This is a genomic window from Bacillus sp. sid0103 (assembly GCF_019219025.1).
The window spans coordinates 52,670-74,436 of the sequence record NZ_JAHUWN010000026.1 but is presented as its reverse complement, the minus strand read 5'-3'; the positions used below and the strand labels follow the sequence as shown (position 1 = coordinate 74,436).

Annotated in this window: 20 protein-coding genes; 16 read left to right on the top strand and 4 right to left on the bottom strand. The window is 40.0% G+C overall.

What is annotated here, in order from left to right; all coding sequences use genetic code 11:
• Positions 1–4: 4 nt before the first annotated feature.
• The 7 genes from KW850_RS24465 to KW850_RS24435 all read left to right on the top strand — a co-directional run bounded on the left by KW850_RS24465 (position 5) and on the right by KW850_RS24435 (position 11,066).
• A complete protein-coding gene (locus KW850_RS24465; protein WP_218350367.1) occupies positions 5–3,811 on the top strand; it encodes a GH32 C-terminal domain-containing protein in 3,807 nt (1,268 codons plus the stop codon).
• A gap of 164 nt (positions 3,812–3,975) precedes the next feature.
• Complete coding sequence (locus KW850_RS24460) at positions 3,976–4,962, top strand: carbohydrate kinase family protein (RefSeq protein ID WP_218350366.1); 987 nt, start codon at positions 3,976–3,978, stop codon at positions 4,960–4,962.
• Between the two features lie 31 nt (positions 4,963–4,993).
• Positions 4,994–6,106, top strand: coding sequence for a Gfo/Idh/MocA family protein (locus KW850_RS24455; RefSeq protein WP_218350365.1), 1,113 nt, complete (start codon positions 4,994–4,996; stop codon positions 6,104–6,106).
• A 314-nt stretch (positions 6,107–6,420) separates the two neighbouring features.
• Positions 6,421–7,434, top strand: a complete 1,014-nt coding sequence (locus KW850_RS24450; RefSeq protein WP_218350364.1) for a LacI family DNA-binding transcriptional regulator — start codon at positions 6,421–6,423, stop codon at positions 7,432–7,434.
• Positions 7,435–7,445: 11 nt separating this feature from the next.
• Positions 7,446–8,759 (top strand): ABC transporter substrate-binding protein, encoded by a 1,314-nt coding sequence (locus tag KW850_RS24445; protein WP_256358425.1) that lies wholly within the window; start codon positions 7,446–7,448, stop codon positions 8,757–8,759.
• Between the two features lie 207 nt (positions 8,760–8,966).
• Complete coding sequence (locus tag KW850_RS24440) at positions 8,967–10,196, top strand: carbohydrate ABC transporter permease (protein WP_218350399.1); 1,230 nt, start codon at positions 8,967–8,969, stop codon at positions 10,194–10,196.
• 42 nt (positions 10,197–10,238) lie between these two features.
• Complete coding sequence (locus tag KW850_RS24435) at positions 10,239–11,066, top strand: carbohydrate ABC transporter permease (RefSeq protein WP_218350363.1); 828 nt, start codon at positions 10,239–10,241, stop codon at positions 11,064–11,066.
• 78 nt (positions 11,067–11,144) lie between these two features.
• Here the strand turns inward: KW850_RS24435 and KW850_RS24430 are convergent, their stop codons facing one another.
• Positions 11,145–11,921, bottom strand: a complete 777-nt coding sequence (locus KW850_RS24430) for an AraC family transcriptional regulator (RefSeq protein WP_218350362.1) — start codon at positions 11,919–11,921, stop codon at positions 11,145–11,147.
• 130 nt (positions 11,922–12,051) lie between these two features.
• On the opposite strand from KW850_RS24430, the gene KW850_RS24425 reads away from it, so the two are divergent.
• The 7 genes from KW850_RS24425 to KW850_RS24395 all read left to right on the top strand — a co-directional run bounded on the left by KW850_RS24425 (position 12,052) and on the right by KW850_RS24395 (position 17,691).
• Positions 12,052–12,807, top strand: coding sequence for a sugar phosphate isomerase/epimerase family protein (locus KW850_RS24425; protein ID WP_218350361.1), 756 nt, complete (start codon positions 12,052–12,054; stop codon positions 12,805–12,807).
• Positions 12,808–12,918: 111 nt separating this feature from the next.
• Positions 12,919–13,647 (top strand): ThuA domain-containing protein, encoded by a 729-nt coding sequence (locus KW850_RS24420; protein ID WP_218350360.1) that lies wholly within the window; start codon positions 12,919–12,921, stop codon positions 13,645–13,647.
• Positions 13,647–14,681 carry a Gfo/Idh/MocA family protein gene (locus KW850_RS24415; RefSeq protein ID WP_218350359.1) on the top strand — a complete coding sequence of 345 codons (1,035 nt, stop codon included), beginning with the start codon at positions 13,647–13,649 and terminating at the stop codon, positions 14,679–14,681. Before KW850_RS24420 ends, KW850_RS24415 begins: the two co-directional genes overlap by 1 nt.
• Positions 14,678–15,697, top strand: a complete 1,020-nt coding sequence (locus KW850_RS24410) for a Gfo/Idh/MocA family protein (RefSeq protein ID WP_218350358.1) — start codon at positions 14,678–14,680, stop codon at positions 15,695–15,697. The genes KW850_RS24415 and KW850_RS24410 overlap by 4 nt, the downstream gene beginning before the upstream one ends.
• Positions 15,694–16,662 (top strand): sugar phosphate isomerase/epimerase family protein, encoded by a 969-nt coding sequence (locus KW850_RS24405; protein WP_218350357.1) that lies wholly within the window; start codon positions 15,694–15,696, stop codon positions 16,660–16,662. Before KW850_RS24410 ends, KW850_RS24405 begins: the two co-directional genes overlap by 4 nt.
• 195 nt (positions 16,663–16,857) lie before the next feature.
• Positions 16,858–17,130 carry a SemiSWEET transporter gene (locus KW850_RS24400; protein ID WP_218350356.1) on the top strand — a complete coding sequence of 91 codons (273 nt, stop codon included), beginning with the start codon at positions 16,858–16,860 and terminating at the stop codon, positions 17,128–17,130.
• A gap of 267 nt (positions 17,131–17,397) precedes the next feature.
• A complete protein-coding gene (locus tag KW850_RS24395) occupies positions 17,398–17,691 on the top strand; it encodes an EAL domain-containing protein (protein WP_308128846.1) in 294 nt (97 codons plus the stop codon).
• A 54-nt stretch (positions 17,692–17,745) separates the two neighbouring features.
• On the opposite strand, the gene KW850_RS24390 is transcribed toward KW850_RS24395, so the two are convergent.
• From KW850_RS24390 to KW850_RS24380, 3 genes are all read right to left on the bottom strand, one after another.
• Positions 17,746–18,135 (bottom strand): YuzC family spore coat inner layer protein, encoded by a 390-nt coding sequence (locus tag KW850_RS24390; protein WP_218350355.1) that lies wholly within the window; start codon positions 18,133–18,135, stop codon positions 17,746–17,748.
• Positions 18,136–18,257: 122 nt separating this feature from the next.
• Positions 18,258–19,127 (bottom strand): LiaG family protein, encoded by an 870-nt coding sequence (gene liaG / locus KW850_RS24385; protein WP_218350354.1) that lies wholly within the window; start codon positions 19,125–19,127, stop codon positions 18,258–18,260.
• A 152-nt stretch (positions 19,128–19,279) separates the two neighbouring features.
• Entirely contained in the window at positions 19,280–20,257 is a 978-nt protein-coding gene (locus KW850_RS24380; RefSeq protein ID WP_218350353.1) for a DMT family transporter, read from the bottom strand.
• Positions 20,258–20,392: 135 nt separating this feature from the next.
• On the opposite strand from KW850_RS24380, the gene KW850_RS24375 reads away from it, so the two are divergent.
• On the top strand, positions 20,393–20,731 hold the full coding sequence (locus KW850_RS24375; RefSeq protein WP_218350352.1) for a rhodanese-like domain-containing protein: 339 nt from the start codon (positions 20,393–20,395) through the stop codon (positions 20,729–20,731).
• Positions 20,732–20,744: 13 nt separating this feature from the next.
• Complete coding sequence (locus KW850_RS24370; RefSeq protein ID WP_218350351.1) at positions 20,745–21,713, top strand: bile acid:sodium symporter family protein; 969 nt, start codon at positions 20,745–20,747, stop codon at positions 21,711–21,713.
• The last annotated feature ends 54 nt before the right edge of the window (positions 21,714–21,767 follow it).

Sequence of the window (21,767 nt, the reverse complement as noted above, 5' to 3'; positions counted from 1 at the left end):
AAGGATGAAACCAACTTTTATTAAATGGACTTCTGTATTTATGTCCACCTTACTTATCGCAGCCTCCATGGCAACGATTCTTGTTGTTCCTGCGACAGGCTGGGCCACCGAATCGAATGAAACGGTAAGGAATGAAACAAGGGAGGGGGCCGCTATTTTTGAAAGAGTATCCAAAGCAACTACTAATCTAACAGACTGGCAAATTAAAGGAAAAGGCAAGTTAGAAGACACAGACCAGGGACTATTGCTTACTTCAGAACCTAAAGAGAACGTAATGGCTATATCAAGTGTCACATCTGAAGATTTTATTTATGAAGCAGATGTAAAAGTAATAGACAAGAATGCGGATGCCACCTTAGTATTCCGTTCTAGTGAAGATGGCTGGGACTCCTATATGCTGCAAATCGTTCCAAATGCTGGAATCATTCGTCTTCGTGATGCTCGTGATGAGAGGAAATTAAAAGAGGAACGCCGAGTAAACCTCCAAGAGGGAGAAATCTATCATCTGAAGGTGAAGGTGGTAGAAGATACGATCAAAGTTTATTGGGAGAATAAGTATGCTCCTATTATGGATGTTAACAATCCTGCATACGAGAAGGGGTTTCTTGGTCTTCATGTATGGGATGGAGCAGCGTTGTTTCAAAATGTAAAAGTTAGCGCACTTTCAACAAATTTAGGTCCACCCCTATATAAGGAAGGAAACTGGGAACCTGCCATCAAAGGTTTAAAGGGGATTGCTGTGGATGGTATGAAAGCCATGGAAATTTTCAATAAGAGTACAAGTGATTTTATCCTTGAAGGCAATGTTTCTTTTGATCAAAATTCATCGGAAGCAGCACTTGCATTTCGTACAAATGAACAAGGAACAACAGGTTACCTGGCTGCGCTTATTAAAGAAGGGAGCACTGTCAAAGCGCAATTAAAGAAGGCAGATGGTACTGTGCTCAAAACATCGAACCGCACCTATATAACCCAAGAAGGTACCAAACACCATCTTGAAATTATTGCAAACGGCAATCAAATCGAACTTTATGTTGATGGATATTCTGAGGCAGCCGTAAAGGTGACGGATATGAGCTGCAGAACTGGATTTGCCGGATTAACCGTCACATCAGGTTCTGCTTACTTCCAGGATGTATATCTTGTTCCAAAATCCAGCTATTACAAGGAAAAATATAGACCAGATTATCATTATACTCCAGCTCGCGGCTCTGTAAGTGATCCGAATGGTCTAGTCTACTACGAAGGCGAGTATCATTTGTTCCATCAAGATGGGGGGACTTGGGCTCATGCAGTTAGTAAGGATTTGGTGAATTGGAACCGCCTTCCTATTGCTTTGCCGTGGAATGATCATGGGCATGTTTGGTCTGGTTCTGCTGTAGCAGATCTGAATAATGCTTCCGGCTTATTCGCTAATTCTGGTGGTAAAGGGCTGATTGCGTACTATACTTCCTTTAATCCAGATGGACCTAATGGTAATCAGCGTATTGGTCTTGCCTACAGTTTTGATCAGGGCCGTACTTGGAAATATTCCACAGAGCGGCCAATTGTCATTGAGAATCCGGGCAAGAATGGAGAAAATCCAGGAGGCTGGGATTTCCGTGATCCTAAAGTAGTCCGAGATGATGCGAACAATCGGTGGGTAATGGTTGTATCTGGTGGAGATCACATTCGCTTCTTTACTTCTACTAACCTAATTGATTGGAAGCTTACTGACAATTTTGGTTATGGAAATTATGTACGCGGCGGTGTATGGGAATGCCCTGATCTCTTCGAACTTCAGGTAGACGGTTCAGGAGAGAAAAAATGGGTTTTGATGATTAGCACAGGAGCAAATTCGAAGACAATAGGGTCAGATGCGGAGTATTTTGTAGGACATTTGACACCTGATGGTAAATTCGTCAATGACAACCCAGCTGGTAAAGTACTGAAAACGGATTACGGTAAGGAGTTTTACGCATCTATGTCCTTCTCCAATATGCCGGATAACCGCCGAGTAATGATCGCATGGATGACCAACTGGGATTATCCATTCGCTTTTCCAACTACGGGCTGGAAGGGAGAACTGACGATTCCGAGAGAAGTTAGACTGGTGAAAACAGATCAAGGGATAAGACTTGCACAATCTCCAATTAAGGAACTACAGTCGATCCGCAGTACCATATTCCAGACACAGAACAAAATAGTAAATCATGCTAATGCTTCAAACTTGTTAAAAGGTATCTCTTCAGGAGCCTTTGAAATAGAAGCAGAGATTGAAATTCCATCTGCCAGCAAAATAACCGAATTTGGTTTTCTAGTTCGTGAAGGAGCAGACCAAAAAACGGTCGTAGGATACAAAACATCAGATAATCAAATATTCGTTGATCGTGCTGAGTCAGGAGAAATGGATTTCTCCAGATCATTTTCAACCTTCCATGAAGCTCCTTTAAAACCGGATAATAAACGTATCAAAATGAATATCTTTGTAGATGATTCGTCCATTGAAGTATTTGCTAATGATGGAAAAGTTGTTTTTTCAGATGTTATTTTCCCTGATCCTTCAAGTAGCAGTATGAACTTCTACACCAAGGGTGGCGAAGTGAATCTTGTATCATTAAAAGTTCATTCTCTTGCCGACACTTGGAACCAAAACGCGGATGAGGAAACAAGAATTGTAATGGATACAAATCAAAGAGAGATGAATATTGGCGATGCTCTATCAGTGCATGCTTCCGTGGCGAATGGAAAAGGAAAGGGAGCCCAGCCAATAATATGGAAATCTAGTGATTCGGATGTAGTGAAGGTTGACTCATCTACTAGCTCCGAAGCAGTACTTAAAGCAGGAAGCAAGGGAGAAGCGATTATTACAGCCTCTACACCAAATGGAAAAGCTTCAGCAAGTGTAGTTGTAAGTGTGTATGATGGTGAATTCTATACGAATTTGACTGGATGGAAATCAGATCTTTCTGCCTCCAAATGGACAATTACGGAAAATGGAATCCGTGGTACGCATACAAGTGATGCAAACTATATAGCCAAGGAAATTGCAGGAGACTTTACTTACGAAACAGATATGATGCTGGGACAAGAAGGAGGAGCAGGTTCTATTTTGTTCCGGGCAAATGAGGATGGAAGAAGCGGCTATTACTTCAATTTTGATCCGAATATGAAGGCATTCCGTCTTTTTTACAAAATTGACGGCCGCTTTGAGGTACGTATGGTAATTGGGAAAGTTCCTGCCTTTATACAACCAGGAAAGACGTATAAGGTGAAAATCGAAGCGAAAGGTCCTCACATCCAGATTTATGTTGATGGTCAGAAAATCATGGATTTACAGGATGGATCCTTTGCAGAAGGCCATTTTGGAGTAAATGTATTTGGTGGTCAAGCATACTATCAGAATGTGAATGTCAGTAATGTTTCAAAAGCAAACTTAACCGTAACAAGCTTAACGAATGCACCAACAGGGAAAGCGATTTATACTGCTAATTCTCAAAACGGTGAGCCTGTGATTGTTTCGGATGCAGACAAAGCTACAAACTGGACTTTGATGCCAACAGGTGATCAGCATGGTTCTTATTCCATACGTACAGAAGGCGGCAACGCGCTTGATCTGGATACGGGGCAAAATAAACTTCAGCTGTACAACTATCTTGGCTATAATAATCAACGCTGGGTTATTACCAAAAATGATAATGGAACTGTAAGAATCACTTCAGTCCTTAATGGCAAGGCACTCGAAATATCGGAAGAGGGAAATTTGATTCTTAATGATGTGAATCTGGATCAAAAGCGTCAGCAGTGGACACTTTCGTCTAATATAAAATAAAAAAGTTAAAAAGTGTCTTTATTAACCGTAACGGAGTTGGATGCTATTCAGAAAAAGTAATTTTATTTTTATCCAAAGCTCTAATCGAACATATCGGGTTAGAGCTTTGTTTTTTTAAGAGATATATTTTAATCAAATAAATAGAAAAGGATGGATGAATGTAAATGTATATTAATTCATCAGTCATTTGTATCGGAGAATTGTTAATTGATTTTTTCTGTACAGATGTGGATATTGACTTAGTCGAAGGTCGAAGGTTTGAAAAACAGGCAGGGGGAGCACCTGCCAATGTTTGTGCAGCGATTGTGAAATTGGGGGGCAGAGCTTCTTTCTGCGGCAAAGTGGGAAATGACCCGTTTGGGCATTTTTTAAAGAAAACATTGGATGAAGTGAATGTTGATACCTCCATGCTTATATTCGATGATGAGCATCAAACAACATTGGCTTTTGTTTCGCTAAAGGCAAATGGGGAAAGAGATTTTGTGTTTAACCGTGGTGCAGATGCCTTCTTAACGGAAAACGATCTTGATAAACAAAGAATAATGAAATCCAAGATACTTCACTTTGGTTCAGCGACCGCTTTATTGGTTGACCCATTTCGAACCAATTATTTAAATATGATGCAGGCAGCCAGGGATGAAGGAAAATTTATCTCGTTTGACCCTAACTTTAGACATGACCTTTGGAAGGGCAGAAATGACCATTTTATAGACCTGACGAAAAAGGGAATCGCGATCGCTGATTTTGTCAAAGTCAGTGATGAGGAATTAAAGATTATCACTGGAGCAGATGTTTTAACAGAAGGAATTGCTGCCCTTCATCAAATAGGGGCAAAAGCAGCAGCCGTCACGTTAGGGAAAAAAGGAACATTGATCTCAAATGGCCAACAGATTGACACCGTTCCTAGTATTGAGGTTGAATCAATCGATTCTACCGGTGCCGGGGATGCATTCGTAGGCGCAACGCTTTATCAGTTAGCTGGAGAAAAAGAACCGAAAAGAGTGTTGGAAGACTTCGAACAGTTAAAACAAATTATTTTCTTTAGTAACAAAGTGGGCGCGATGGTCTGTACGAAAGTAGGGGCAATTTCGGCTTTACCAGCCCAAGAGGAAGTAAATAGTTTCCAAAATACTCGGATTAATAGTCTTTAAGATCGTCAAATTCTTTAAGGGGAGTGAGATCATGAAACTAGGCTTTATCGGTTGTGGTGTTATTTCGATTGCACATGTGGAAGGATTGGAAGAGTTAAAGCGAAAAGGACTGGAAACATTTGAATTGTCAGCGGTTTGTGACATTCAACATGAAAGAGCCGACCAGTTTGCTTCAGCGGTGGCAAAGCGATTAGGGAAACGCCCTGCAGTCTATACGGATTATCGTGTAATGGTAGAGAAAGAACGATTAGATGCTGTATCCGTCCTGATCAATCATGATTTGCATCATACAGTGGCTGAAGATTGCTTTGCTGCAGGGGTCCATGTACAAATGCAAAAGCCGTTGGCCATTTCACCGTCTTTTGGGTGGAAAATAATTGCTGATGCGAAGAAGTTTAATAAAGTCTTAACCTTATCTGAACCAAGTGTTTTAGGGGCAGAAAATGTGGCCATGGTGAAGGCAATAAAAGATGGTGTATTAGGTTCAATTTCTTTAATTTTGGATTATGCCACTGTTACATTGAATCGCGGATTTTTTGCGGGTACTCCATGGCGGCATATGAAAGGTCAAGCAGGGGCGGGCTGGATTAATGATCATGGAGTTCATCGAACTCACTTCTTTACTGAGATTAACGGTTCGATTGATGAGGTTTTTGCCTATACGGAAATTTTTGAAAAAGAATTAAGTAATGGGTATGTGTCCATTAAACCTACCGGAGAAGATACGACAGTTACAGTTTTCAAATATACCAACGGCGGACTCGGACATTGGATGTGTGCAACATCGGCTCATGGTGAAAAGACCGGAGGTGCATGGATTTATGGAAGTAAGGGGTGCCTTCGCCCGGGACAGCACGTAACTCTTGCAGATGGAAAAAAAATTCTGTTGCCGGAATTAATTGAACGTTATGCACCAGATATCGTGGAACATCCTTTCGCCCATTCCTATGTGGAATTATGGGGAGCCATTGCTGAAAATAAGCCAACAATTTCAAGTGCAGAACGAGGGCTGGAAGCACTTGGAGTTGTGTTTGCTGCACTTGAATCAGCAACGATAGGCAAGCCGGTTAAAGTTCAAGACATACTTAGTGGAGAAAAGCATGCCTATGAAGATACAGTACTTGAAGAAATGAAAATATTGTAAGTTGATTGGAAAATACGAGAGGAAAAAGTTTATACAGATAAAATTTTTCCCTAACCGTCTACTTGCTCACCACAAGCTTGGTTAATACCCTCTTGATCTATCAAACATCAAGGGGGTTAATTTATTTTAGAGGAATATTTTCCTGATCCCCCAAGATATTCAGAGTCCCTAAATATTATTTGAATTATTCAATTTTTCTGAAAAAATATTGAATTTATGTTTTAAATCTATTAAAGTAGTAATGTAACCGTTTTCTGAAATCGATTACAAGAACTGGTGACTTTTATAAAGGAGGGAAAGGGGGGGGATTTTGTTTGGCAACGATTGCCGATGTAGCTAAAAGAGCAGGGCTTTCAAGGGCTACCGTCTCAAGGGTGCTTAACAATCACCCAAATGTGACAGAAGACAAGAAAAGGTTAGTTCGAGAAGCAATGGAGTCGTTAAAGTATGTTCCAAATACAACTGCTCAGAGGCTGAGGAATCAAAAAACAGATACTATTGCCATATTAGTTCCAGTCCTAACAAATCCATTTTTCGCTTACTTGCTGGAAGCAATGGATATGGTAGCAACGAAGAACCATCTTCAGTTACTTATTTGCCAAACGAGATATAGCAAACAAAAGGAACTGGATTTTCTGGAGCTATTAAGAACAAAGCAAGTAGATGGTCTCATCTTAACTTCCTATGAAAACGAGTGGAAACTAATTGAGCCATTTTCAGCGTTTGGCCCCATGGTTTTATGCAATGAATATGAAAGAGATACAAAGGTGCCAATCATCCGGATGGATCAATTTGAGGCCAGCTACATAGGAACACGGCATTTGATTGAACAAGGCCATATAAGAATTGCATGTACCTGTGGCGATAAAAGTAATTTAGCAAAAGATAGACAGGCCGGGTACAGGAAAGCACTTGTGGAAACAGGAATTTCGGTTCAAGAGGACTGGATCTTCTCTAATGTATTCGACATCGAAGACGGTAAAAGGGTATTAAGAACGATTATGAATTTAAAAGAAGCACCTACAGCCGTTTTTACAGGGAGTGACCAGGTGGCAGCCGGAATGATTATGGCAGCCAAGGCGTTAGGTAAAAATGTTCCTGATGATATCGCCATCATTGGTTTTGATGACCAGCCAATTGCCAGGGTGGTAGAGCCGGCTCTTACAACCATTAGACAACCAATCGAAGAACTTGGAAAGACAGCAATGGAAGCAATGATTGATTTCATTGCCTTTAAGAAAGAAGTCAACCACCAAGAGATTCTATTACCCTATGATTTGGTAATTAGAGATTCAACTATGTCAAAATTGAAATCGATTTCAATATAGGGGGAATAACATTGAAAAAGTCGAAAAAAGCAAAACTTCTAGCCGTATTTGCTACATTATCCTTAGCACTTGCTGCCTGTAGTTCCGATCAAACAAGCACAAAGGAAAAGCCAGCTGGCGACAAAACAAAGACAGCAACTGAGCAAAAAGTAAAAATTATCTATGCACGCGGGAAGGATGTAACAAAGGGAACGGAAAAAATGGTAGAAGCATTTGAAGCATCCCATCCAAATATTGATATTGAATTCCGTGAAATGCCTTCCGATACCGGGCAGCAGCATGATGCCTATATAACCGCTTTTAATGCAAAATCTTCTGAAATTGATGTTATTGATATGGATGTAATTTGGCCTGCCGAATTTGCCCAGGCTGGCTATGTGCTTCCGCTTGACCGTTTCATTCAGCAGGATGGAGTTGACTTAAGTGAATATAACCAGGGTGCCTTAGGGGCTGCCCAATTTAACGGGAAACAATGGGCCCTTCCTAAATTTGTCGATGCTGGTCTATTATACTATCGAAAAGATTTAGTTAAACCAAATGAAATACCAAAAACATGGGATGAGCTATTGGCACAAGCTAAGGCAAAGAAAGGACAAGGTAACACGAAATTTGGTTATGTTTTTCAATCGAAGCAATATGAAGGGCTTGTCTGTAACGCTGTAGAATTTGTCGCCTCCTATGGCGGAGCATTTATCGATAAAGATGGTAACGTAGCCGTGAATAGTCCTGAAGCCATCAAAGGATTGAAGAAAATGGTCGAAATTGCCAAGTCGGATGTAGTTCCTGGCAACGTCACAACATTTACAGAAATAGAATCAGACCAAGCCTTTATTGAAGGACAAACCGTATTCTTGCGCAACTGGCCATATGAATATGCAAGTGCAAATGATAAAGAAAAATCTAAAATTGTTGGCCAAGTCGGTGTAGCACCACTTCCAGCAGGTGACAAAGGATCTGCTGCGGCACTAGGCGGTTGGATGGCTGGTATCAATAAGTATTCCAAGCATCCGAAAGAAGCTTGGGAATTCTTAAAGTTCATGGCGGGAGCTGAGGGTCAAAAGATTGATGCAATCTACGGCGGACATGCTCCAACAATTACAAAGCTATACCAAGATCAAGAGATTCTTAAAGCGAACCCAACTTTTGCTGATAAGGGTTTCGTAGATGGTTTAAGTGCAGCAGTTTCTCGACCAGTCGCTCCGAATTATCCAGAAATTTCAGAGATTATTCAAATTAATATTTCAAAAGCAATTGCAGGGGAACAAACCGTTGAACAAGCGGCTCAAAATATGGAAAAAGAAATGAAGGCAGCCCTTAATAAATAATATTTAAAAGCTAGGATTAGCCTTCTCCTTGGGGGCTAATCCGTTTAAATCCCTAAAAAAGGAGGGGTTAACGTGAAAAATAGTGCCCTTAAAGTAGAAATAGATGACTATAAAGCATCGGTTAGAAAGACTTCTATTACCCCGAAGAAGAAAAGAAAAAAGCTCTTTACTGAGAAAACGGCCGGGTATTATCTTGTGGCACCTGCTATGATTTTAATCTTCCTCATTGCCATTTGGCCTGTCTTGCAATCCTTTTATTTCAGTTTGTTTGATTTAAAGTTAAACAATCCCACTAAATCGGAAGTCCATTTAAGTTATAATCTCGACCTAGAACGATATCTGAATAACTATCCGTTTTTAATCGGAACCATTGATAATGAAATTAAGAGTGGGAATGGCACCGAGGAGCTTCAATCCATAAAAGACAAGCTGCAATCATTAGATAAGAAGATTCGCAGCAGATCTGAGATCAGCACAAAATATGATTCCGTAAACGATAAGTTAATGAATTTTGAACAGGTGAACTCTAAGCTTAGCATTGCAAGAATTGATAGAAAAATGGCAAAAGAATATGAAAATACTTCTGAAATTATTAATAATAAAATGAAGAAATTGTCCGTCAATGTTAAGTTCACTCAAGAAAAGAAACTCCTTGGTTTAGTCACAGGATATGGAGATGCGCTCATTCAGCCTAATTTTATCGGTTTGCAACATTACAAAGATAATTTAACATCTAGCAGAATGTGGAAGGCGATTGGAAATACTACTACATTTACGATTATCTCTGTCTTTGTGGAGCTTGTTCTTGGACTAGCGATTGCCCTTTTGATTAATAAGGCTTTCATTGGACGCGGGCTTATTAGGGCGAGCATTCTGATTCCTTGGGCCATTCCGACCGCGGTCTCCGCCCTTATGTGGAAGTTTTTATATGATGGGCAAAATGGCATTGTTGCCAAAATTTTCGCAGATATCGGGTTCGTGGATAAGATGGAAAAACTTCTAGTAACTGACACCGGTGCCATGTTTTCAGTCATCTTTTCTGATGTCTGGAAGACCACTCCATACATGTCTTTGCTGTTATTGGCCGGGCTTCAAACCATTCCAGACTCACTTTACGAAGCAGCTTCCATTGATGGTGCAGGTAAATGGAAGCAATTTATGAAAATTACATTGCCTTTGTTAAAGTCAAGCATACTTGTTGCACTTCTATTTAGAACACTTGACGCTTTTCGTGTTTTTGACTTAATTTACGTTCTAACTGGCGGTGGGCCTGCTAACTCTACTGAAACCATTTCTATCCTCGCTTATAAGGTGATGTTTTCTCAAACTAATTTTGGTGACGGTTCTGCCCTCTCTGTCATTGTATTTATATGCGTAGCCATTATTTCAATGATATATATCAAATTTTTGGGCAGAGATTTACTAAATGACAGATAAGGGAATTCGACAGTACACCATTTTTTTAGGGGGAATTTTAACATGCAGAAAAAAGCAAGCCCGTTCTTTTATGTGTTTCTCATCGTGTTTGTATTTGTTGTAATGTTTCCATTTTTATGGATGCTAATTAGTTCAATAAAACCGGCTACTGAATTGTTCGGGGACAAGGCATTTACTCCCTACACCTCACATCCGACAATGGAAAATTATAAATCCGTTTTCTTTGATCATCCGTTTTTAAGATATTTATGGAATAGTACGGTGGTTTCAACTATTACAACTGTGTATGCGGTTACAGTTGCGTCATTTGCTGCTTATGCCATTGCGAGGCTTCAATTTAAAGGAAAAACTTTTATTCTTGGGATTGTACTATCTGTCTCGATGTTTCCACAAATCGCAACCATTACACCTATTTATATCTTTTTAAAGAACCTTGGACTTACCAATTCCTATTTAGGATTGATTATTCCTTATTCAACCTTCACGCTGCCACTGTCTATTTGGATATTAGTAACCTTTTTCCGCAAAATACCGCTAGATCTTGAAGAAGCGGCAAAAATAGACGGAGCTACCTTAATGCAAACTTTTTGGAAGGTCATCATGCCGCTTGCAGTACCAGGAATATTTACAACCGCTATCCTTGTTTTCATTGCAGCATGGAACGAGTTCTTTTTTGCCCTTACCATCAATACAGATGAAAAGTTTAAGACAGTACCGATTGGGATAGCGATGTTCCAAGGGCAATTTACCATCCCATGGGGTGAAATTGCAGCCGCAACAGTAGTTGTAAGTGTTCCTCTCGTAATTATGGTTTTAATATTCCAACGGAGGATAGTTTCGGGCTTAACCTCAGGATCAGTAAAAGAATAATAGGTAAAGGCTTACAAAAATGTTTGGAATTTAAGTCACTACTTGTTTACATAGGCTGTTTTAGGAGTATCACTTAATCTAGTATTCTTGACGCCTATAAGATCCTGGAGCCTGGCCATACTTCTTTTTAAATACTTTGTGAAAATATGGGTAGGTTCCGAATCCACAATCAACGGCAATCTGCTCAAGCGTCATCGTCGTGTATTTCATTCGTTCGATTGCCGCAGATATGCGGATTTCCTGCGCATACTCCAGCATCGTTTTCCCGACGCTGCTTTTGAATAAATGAACCGACCTGGAGACGCTAAGGCCGGCATGCCCAGCCACATCCTCCACTTTGAATGCGCGCGTGGCATGTTCTTCAATATAGCGCATCATCCGTGTAACCGTATACGGGTGATGGGAAGAAGGGACCGTTTCGTTGACGGCTCTTTCCAGAGATATACATAATGCTTGCAGTAAATATCCGGTGAGCTCTTCGTTTTGGCTGGATGATGGCCGGCGCTTTTCAATCATAATATGGCGCCATAAATTAAGCAGTTTTTCATCAAGGTCGATTCGGGAGACAGCTGGCTTTTCGGATCGGCTCCACCATTCGTCGATCCATGCGCCTTCGCAGCCCAAGTGATAGTCACCGCTATTTTGGCCTTCCTTTACCAGCAGTTCATAATGGTCCCCTGGTTTAATGAACAGGAGGTCTCCTTTCTTAAGCTCATTTTTTCTGCCCTTTACCACAACTTCGCAGAGACCTTCAGTTTGCAGGCGGAATAGATAGGCCGGATAACCGGATTTATATTGGGAATGATACCCATTTGCGTGATAAGAATAGCCGCAAAAAAATATTTTTGTTGTCATAATCATCCTCTGTTCCAAAACATAATAGCAAAATTGTAGATGTTTTAATTATATCATCTATATTTATTTCCTAGATAAACAATATATCATGTAATTAAATAAGAAATGTTATTAGGGGTGAAGAGGTAGGATGGCAAGAATTCCGATAGCTGTACAAATGTATACATTACGAGAAGAAAGTGCCAAGGATTTTGCGGGCACTTTAAAAAAAGTCGCTGAGCTTGGGTTCGACGGTGTTGAGTTTGCGGGATATGGAGGATTGACTGCAAAAGAAGTAAGAGTGTTATTGGATGAGTTCGGTCTTCAGGCAGCGGCCAGCCACATACCGCTGGAAGATTTGGAAAACAATCTTTTCCAGGTTATTGAAGACCAGAAAATAGTAGGGAGCAGCTATGTGGTGTGCCCTTACTTAATGCCAGACCGTCGCAGCAAGGAGGATTATAAAGCTCTTATTTCATTTTTGGATCAAGCAGGTGAAACATGCCGCCGGCAAGGTATCACTCTTTGCTATCATAACCATGATTTTGAACTAGAGCGCCTGTCCAATGGCATGACCGTACTTGAAGGAATTCTTGAAAGAACAAACGCGAACAATTTGAAGGCGGAGCTGGATGTGTATTGGCTTACAAAAGCGGGCGAAAAGCCGGTGGATTGGATGAATCGTTATAAAAATAGAACACCGCTCATTCACCTGAAAGACATGACAACAGATGGAGAACAATTTTTTGCGGAGCTTGGAACTGGTGGTGTTGATATCAAAGCAGTGCTAAAAACAGGAGCAGAAAACGGTGTAGAGTGGTGGGTGGTTGAGCAGGATATGAGCCGCCGCTCTCCCTTCGAAAGCATAGAAATCAGTATGAATTATTTGAAGACGCTGCAGATTTAATAGTTTTTTGTTTAATATTTTCCACCTTTTTTGTCAATGTAAGCTATTTCAATAATGTTCTCAATCTCTAAAATAAAGGTAAAGTAATCGTTATCAAAGGAGTAGATTGTTATGTTGAAAGTTACTATATGGAACGAAAACCGTCATGAGCAAAAAAATCCGGTTGTCAGGGATATTTATCCGAACGGCATCCATGGTACGATCGCTGAATTTCTTCAAGCTGAAGGCTTCGAAACAGGAACAGCAACTCTTGATGAGCCGGAGCATGGCTTAACAGATGAAGTACTCGCTGCTACCGATGTCCTAGTTTGGTGGGGACACCTTGCACATGGTGAAGTAAAAGATGAGATTGTTCAAAAAGTCCAACAGCGTGTTCTCGATGGAATGGGGTTAATTGTTCTTCACTCCGGTCATTTTTCAAAAATCTTTAAAACCTTAATGGGTACCAGCTGTGATTTAAAGTGGCGGGAAGCCGATGAAAAAGAACGTCTTTGGGTGGTTAGCCCGAGTCATCCCATAACAGAAGGGATCTCTGAATATATTGAATTAACGAAAGAAGAAATGTATGGCGAGCACTTTGATATCCCACAGCCGGATGAGCTTATCTTTACGAGCTGGTTTGAAGGCGGCGAAGTATTCCGAAGCGGCTGTACCTTCAAGCGTGGAAATGGAAAAGTATTTTACTTCAGACCTGGTCATGAAACGTACCCGACCTATCATAACGAACAGATTCAACGTGTCATTATCAATGCTGTCAAATGGGCAGCACCTGTCAAACGGGAACGTCCAGTCTATGGGAATGCGAAACCACTAGAACAAATCAAAGGGGGACATCAATAATGGAAAAGTTAAGAGTTGGCATAATCGGCTGCGGCAGTATAGCTCAGCATCGACATATACCTGAATATCAAGCCAATAGAAATGTCGAAATAGTGGCTGTTTGTGATATTGATGAAGAACGGGTTAAAGAAATTGCTGAGAAATATGAACTCGCTGCTTACACCAGTTTTGATGAGTTAATAAGCAGCGGCACGGTTGATGCAGTCAGTGTTTGTACACCGAATTATCTTCATGCCCCAATCTCAATTGCTGCGTTAAATGCAAACTTGCATGTTCTTTGTGAAAAACCGATGGCTACTTCTAAACAGGAAGCAGAAGCGATGATTGCTGCAGCAAAAGAGAGCGGTAAAAAGTTAATGATTGCCCATAATCAGCGTTTTGTCCCTTCCCATCAAAGAGCCCGTCAGTTGATTGCAAGCGGAGAAATCGGTAAGATTTATAGTTTCCGCACAGCCTTCGGACATGGCGGTCCCGAGGGATGGAGTGTAGATGGAAAAGATAGTTGGTTTTTCCAAAAAGAAAAAGCATTTGTTGGTGCTATGGGGGACCTAGGGGTTCACAAGACAGATTTACTTCGCTATGTGTTAGGGGAGGAAATTGTCGAAGTGGGTGCCTTTGTAGAAACTAGTTCTAAGGAGTTTGCTGATGTTGATGATAACGCAGTTTGTGTGTTAAAAACTGAAAGCGGCATGATTGGAACCCTTGCTGCCAGTTGGTCCTATAAAGGCAAGGAAGATAATTCCACGATTATTTATGGAGAAAAAGCGATCCTCCGTTTAGAGGATAACCCAACCTATTCACTAGTTGTACAATATGCGAACGGTGAAGTCGTGAATTATGAGCTGGGAAAAATCCAGTCCAATGATGAAGGCGGTCAAAATAATACACATGTCATCGAGAAGTTTGTTGATTCCGTTCTTCAGGATCAAGAACCGCCGGTACCTGGTGAGGAAGGTATGAAGTCACTAGAGGTTATATTAGCGGCACTAGAATCAAATGAAACTAAAAAAATTGTCAAAGTGAATGAGCTATGACAAAACTTCGAATTGGAATCATAGGGGTTGGCGGTATTGCACAAGGCCGTCATATCCCTGCTTTTCTTCAATTAAATGCAGTTTGTGAATTAACAGCTGTAAGTGATGTCAATATCGAACGAGCGAAGGAAATTGCCGAAAAATATAACATCCCTCACGTATTTGAGGACTATCGAGACCTCTTTTCAGAAGTGGATGCTGTTTGCATTTGTACACCCAATAAATTTCATGCGGAGATTACGCTTGCCGCATTCGAAGCAGGAGTTCATGTTCTATGTGAGAAACCGATGGCTCTCAGCGCAGAAGAATGCGAGAAGATGATTGCATCGTCTAAAAAAGCAGATAAAGTGTTGGCTATTGCCTATCATTATCGTTTCATGAAGGAATCGCAGGCGGCTAAGAAGGTAATGCAAGAGGTAGGCACTCCGCTTGTTGTGAGGGTCAAGGCCTTAAGACGCCGAAAGGTACCGGGCTGGGGCGTTTTTACCAATAAAGACCTCCAAGGCGGCGGCAGCCTGATTGATTATGGTTGTCACCTTCTCGATTTAGCTCTTTGGCTGATAGGAAATCCAAACCATATTGCGGTGTCAGGCACCACTTATAACACGCTAAGTAAAATGCCCAACCAAGTGAACCAATGGGGATCATTTGATCATGAAACTTTTAATGTGGATGATCATGTGACAGCTTACATGAAATTTGAAAATGGAGCGTCTATGCTATTCGAAACCTCATGGGCGGCCAATATAAAAGACGACAACGAGCACCTGAGCATTTCAGGAGTAGATGGTGGTTTAAGTGTATTTCCTTTAGAACTCTATACAACAAAAAATGGCATTCTGTTTAACAGTGAGGCAGCCTGGATTCAAGCTGAAGTTGATCCAGGCCTGCTTCAGGCGCGAAATTTTATTGAAACCTGTCTTGGAACAAGTGAATTGATCGTTAAGCCTGAAGAGGCACTTCAAGTTTCTCAAATTATCGATCAAATATATAAGAGTGGGGGAACTCAAATATGAAATTAGGTGTATTTACTGTCTTATTTGCGGAAAAAACATTCGAAGAAATGCTGGATACAGTAAAGGAAGCAGGACTCCATGCAGTGGAAATTGGAACCGGCTGTTACCCTGGTAACCACCACTGTGACTTAGACACGTTATTAGAAAGTGGTGAAGCACGCCAACAGTATATCCAAAAAGTAGAGGAACGCGGACTAATCATCAGCGCCTTCAGCTGCCATGGAAACCCGATTTCACCAGAGAAGGAATTTGCGAAAAACTCTCATGAAACACTCTTAAAAACAATTCAACTTGCATCTCTACTCAAAGTGCCGGTTGTAAATTGTTTTTCAGGTACAGCGGGGGATCACGAAGGAGCTAAATATCCGAACTGGCCGGTTACCCCTTGGCCGAATGAATATGGCGATGTCTTAAAGTGGCAATGGGAAGAAAAATTGATTCCGTATTGGAAAGAAGTAGGTCAATTTGCTAAGGATCATAATGTGAAGATCGGGCTCGAACTCCACGGTGGTTTTTTAGTACACACTCCCTATACACTTTTAAAACTGCGCGAGGAAACGTGTGATGCGATTGGTGCTAATTTAGACCCAAGCCATTTATGGTGGCAAGGCATTGACCCTGTTGCGGCAATCAAAATTCTCGCCAAAGAAAATGCCATTCATCATTTTCATGCGAAAGACACTTACATTGATCAGGAAAATGTGAATATGTATGGATTAACGGATATGCAGCCTTACGGGGAAGTGAAAACGAGGGCTTGGTCTTTCCGGTCTGTCGGTTGCGGGCATAGCCTAAAAGAGTGGTCTGATATGATGAGTGTATTACGAACCTATGGCTATGATTATGTGGTCAGCATCGAACATGAGGATCCAATTATGTCAATTGATGAGGGATTCAAACGAGCGGTAACCAACTTGAAATCGGTTTTAATTGAGGAATCCGTCTCGCAAATGTGGTGGGTGTAGGGTTCTGGGAAGTATATCTAAGGCTACTTCTGAACTCATCCTTCAAAATTGACGTTGCTTCAAAGACATTACAGAAAAATTTCACCTTAAAACCGTATGAAACAGGGGTTTATATGCTATTGTAAACATAAAGGGCTGCTTGCCCTTTTTTTGCTTCAAAAATGGCTTTGGTTTTAGAATGAGAGGTGAAATATAATGGATTTCATATCTGTTATCGGATATATAGCTGCTATTCTAACAACCGTTTCTTTTCTTCCACAGGCGATTAAAACCATCAAAGATAAAAACACGGATGGAATTTCCTTAGGCATGTACAGCATGTTCACAAGTGGAGTTTTGTTATGGCTGGTGTATGGGTTTTTTGTGAAAGATATACCTATAATTATTGCAAACTCGATAACCTTTATCTTAGCGGTAACGATATTAGCTTTAACGATAAAATATAGTACAAAAGTTAATCAAAAATGAGAAAAGACGATTCCAAAGCAGAATCGTCTTTTTTATTGCCAGTCGGTTACTGTAAAATAATTACTGGAATCGCTTTCGAAGTCGTAAACACTAGATTGTTAAGTAAATCTTTTTTTGATATTTTAAAGATAATACTTTTTTCTTAGTATAATAGCAAAGAAAAAATGACATAGAAAAAGAGAGAAATCAAATTGAGGACCCATATAACAACCTATGTATATAAATGGATGCTCATCTCTAGTTTGATCGTCCTTACCGAACTAGTAGATTTATTTAAAGCATCTTCCTATTGATAAGATTAAGATTGATAAATCATTTGTCGATGATATCATCTACCATTCGAATCAGGGGATCATGGTGAAAACGATTATTGATATGGGTTTGAATTTAAACTTTGCTGTTATTGCAGAGGGAATCGAAACAGATGAACAACTTCATTTTTTAAAGGAAAATGAATGTAAAATTGGTCAGGGGTATTTATTTAGCAAACCAATTTCTGCTGAACAGATGGATGTATATCTTTTATCTAGAAATGAAAAGAGGAGTGGTATCCCCGTTTGATTAGAGTACCACTTTCGTTTATTCGGGGGATTGTTAGGTGGTCTCGATCTAACATCAATTTCCCCATTTCATGGCTACTTTTAAGGTACAGCAGCCTTCTGGATGTTGAGGGTTGGTTTGGGAGATAAGCTCAAAGTTGACTCCTGAAGGCGTAAAATTTGTGACCACAGGTACTTTTAATCCAATCGTCTTGATTAACTGATCTACATCGGCTTTTTTTCCTTGTTGGGCTGAACTCATCACTTTTTTAGCGAATTCTATATTCCCTAAACGATCAAGCAAAATACGGCCTTGATCCATCAAAAATCGAAACGATTTGACTGAGTCTTCAAATATTTTTACATCTACGGGTGGATAACTCCTTGGATACGACTGAAGCACGAACTGAGGCGGGTAAGCAGGTAATGGAGTATAGATTGGATATTGATATGGGTAGTAATACATGGTTACTCTCCTTCCAAATTTAAAACGCAGGCCAGAATAGGATATGATATTTTTCCGACGATGGTTCCATGAAAGTCTACACAAAAAATGCATGGATTAGAAAATCCATGCGCTTTTTGTTCTTAATGGATATAAATATCCCCACTGGACACATCAAGGTCTATTTTGTATTTACCAGAGCCATGGACCCCTTCGATGCTTTTTTTCTTCATGTTTTTTGAAGTCAATGGAAAATCACACGTTATCTCCCCGCTAGATACATCTCCATCTAGGCTGAAATCAGCATTGTTAGGCAGGTCTAGCCCCACATCTCCTGAACTCACTTCCATATCAATCGAGTCTGTCAATTGATCAACTTGAAAATTTACCTCCCCAGAGGACACCTCTGCTTGAATGGCACCAGTATATTCTGTGACATCCAAACTGCCAGAACTTACATCAAATGAGCCGGTTTCTGTCTTTAAGGAATGAATCTCAACATTCCCTGACGCTACAGTTTGTTTAAAATCGTTTACGATCATGTTTTTGAGGTTCATGTTGCCTGAACCAATATCAAGAGTTAATTTGTTTAGTTTTGCTGGATTATTTTTGGAGGTACCTGAAAAAATTACGTTCCCCGAACCCAAACTGATGCTCATGTTGCGGTGAAAATCTTCCGGAATATAGATTTTCATTTTCTTCTTTTCTGAGAATGGGGACCAGTCAAACCAACCAAACCCCTTACGCTTGATAGAGACCTCGATGGTGTCCCCATGATTCCTAACCGTTAGCTTCTCTTTGCCGTTATAGACTGCTTTAATATTTTTCCGGTCTTCTGGAATAATTGTGGTACTAACACTAGAAACATCCACTTCAATCCGGTCAATATCGTTTGTCATTGTTTCTTGTGCATTTTTACTCCCTGATTTACTAAACCAATCGAAGGGATAAGTCTGATTGTAAATAATATATAATCCAGTGATGACCAATAACAGAATGACAATTCTTTTCATTTTTTTCTCCCCCTATTCTTACATCTTAGTTAAGAATAAGAAAACCTTCCACTTTCCTCAATGAGCCAGAGATTTATTTATCTCTAAGACTTGAGGCGTATTTGGGATCGAGTTTTTTAGGGACAAAAAAAGTGACTCAAACTGCAGTCACTTTAATGGAAGTCTTTTGCCTTCTTCAAATATAATAGTTTCTTTTTTTGCTTGGACCTGAGCAAGGATTCCTCAAACGCACCTGACCCAAATAAAACACCAATGAGTATGAAGATAAAACCAATAATTTGCGATGCCGTAATACGTTCTTCTAGAAAAACAACAGCCCCGATAAGTGAGAAGAGAGGATTTAGGTTGATAAAAATAGCTGATTCTGCTACGCCTATTTTGCCTATTGCATAATTGTAAATCATATGTCCTAAAGCAGTAGCAATAATTGCTGATGCAAGGAAAATTGCCCAAACACCAACAGAGCCGTGGACAATTTCCTTCAATCCACCCGGTTCTTTAAATGGGCTAATAATAAATAAAATGATGGAACCGATTACTAGCATATAACCTGTCATCAGGCGCGGGTCCATTGTATGTGAGACCTTTTTTATTAAAATGAAACTAAATGCTTGTGCAAAAATTGCAAGGAAAACATATAGGTCACCTATAGAGACTGCATTCATCCCGCCATTTCCTTCGACAACAATAAAGGTAACCCCCGTTAACCCCATAATGATACCCAATAAACGAATGAAAGTTACCTTAGTCCCTATAAATAAAAAGGCGACAATCGTCGTTAGCAATGGACCAAGTCCTAAAATAAGGCCTCCATTTGAGGCAGACGTTTTTAATAACCCAAGCGATAAAAAGAAATGGTGACAAACGACATTAAAAAAGCATGCGAAAAAAATATAGCGAAACTCATTTCTAGTTGGAAGCCTTACTTTCTTTAAAAAGCCAAGAATAATAAAAACACAAATGCCCGCTGTGAAAACCCTTAGGGCTGTAATCGTTATCGGCATAAAGTGTGTAACGATGATTTTAGTTGCTATGACATTTAGTCCCCACGTCACCATTACAAACACTAATAGCATGTATATCTGATATTTTTGAACTTTTGCCAACTGCGTCACTTCTTTCTGCTTCATAAAAATAGATTGCCATTATTATACATCTTCAGAGGGCATTTGACATGTATATTTTTCGTTTTTCGAAAGATTTTTAGATTGCATGAATTAAAAATAAAAGAAACTGTGGTATCCTTGGTTATGGAGGTGGATGCAATGACATTAAAAAAAATAACCCCGAAAGAACTTCACGAAAGACTGCAAGCTGAAGAAAAAACAGTCCTTCTAGATGTTCGGGATAAAGAGAAATACAATCAATTTCATATAGAAGAAAGTCTTAACATTCCGAAGACAAATATTTTTGAACTTGAGGGGTTAGCAGAATCGAAACAACTAGCCTTACCGAAAGACCAAGAAATGATTGTAACCTGTACTACAGGGAATTCGGCAACGAAATGTGCACAGATTCTGGATGCGCATCATTATAATGTGAAGGTTCTAGAGGGAGGACTTACTGCTTGGAAGGCATATTTAAGTTCGCTGCGAGACGAATAGGGAGATCCTTAACATGCTGGAAAAGTTAAATAAACAACTTGAAAGAATCATGCCATTAATTACACCGGTTGGGGTATTGACAGGAGTAATTTTCAGTATTTATCTCAAGGAATTTTCTTATTTAGTGCCATGGATTTTTGCATTTATGACCTTCTCAGGGAGTTTAAGTTCCAATTTCCATTCGTTAAAAGAGGCAATCGTACATCCTTTTCCTATTTTTATCGCGATGTTAATCCTCCATATTCTTATGCCGATTTGGGCTTGGAGTGTTGGACATATCGTTTTTTCTGGTGATATTTATACGATTACCGGGCTTGTTTTAGGAATGGTGATACCAACAGGGGTCACAAGCTTCATATGGGTAGCCATATACAAAGGAAATATCCCGTTGGTCTTATCGATTATCTTAATAGATACTTTGCTTTCACCTATTATCGTTCCCTACTCGATATCGTTTTTTATGGGTGAAAGAATTGAAATGGACTTTTTCAATATTATGAAAGGTCTATTGGAAATGGTCGTCCTCCCTTCGCTGATTGGTATGTTTTTAAACCAAGCAACAAAGGGGAAAATTAAAGATCAATTAGGAACACGACTTGCTCCTTTTTCGAAAATTGGTATGGGATTTGTTGTCATGCTAAATGGAGCAGTTGTGGCACCATACTTACAGAATATTAATCTTAAATTAGTAAGTATTACTATGACTGTCTTTATGATTGCATTGACTGGATACTTGTTTTCGTTTTTAATTGGGAAATTATTTAATGGTGGACGCGATAACGTCATTTCACTGACTTTCACGGGTGGAATGAGAAATATCAGTGCAGGAGCAGTGATCGCCATTTCCTACTTTCCTGCTGCAGTCGCGGTGCCAGTGGTTATCGGCATGCTGTTTCAACAAACCCTTGCCTCGTTAAATGGCCATTTTCTTAATAGATATTATAATAAGAAAGTGGAAAATCAAGATTCTGTCGCCTTATAGTGGAAATATAACAAAACATCCTCACGACCGAATTGGCGAGAGGATGTTTTGTTA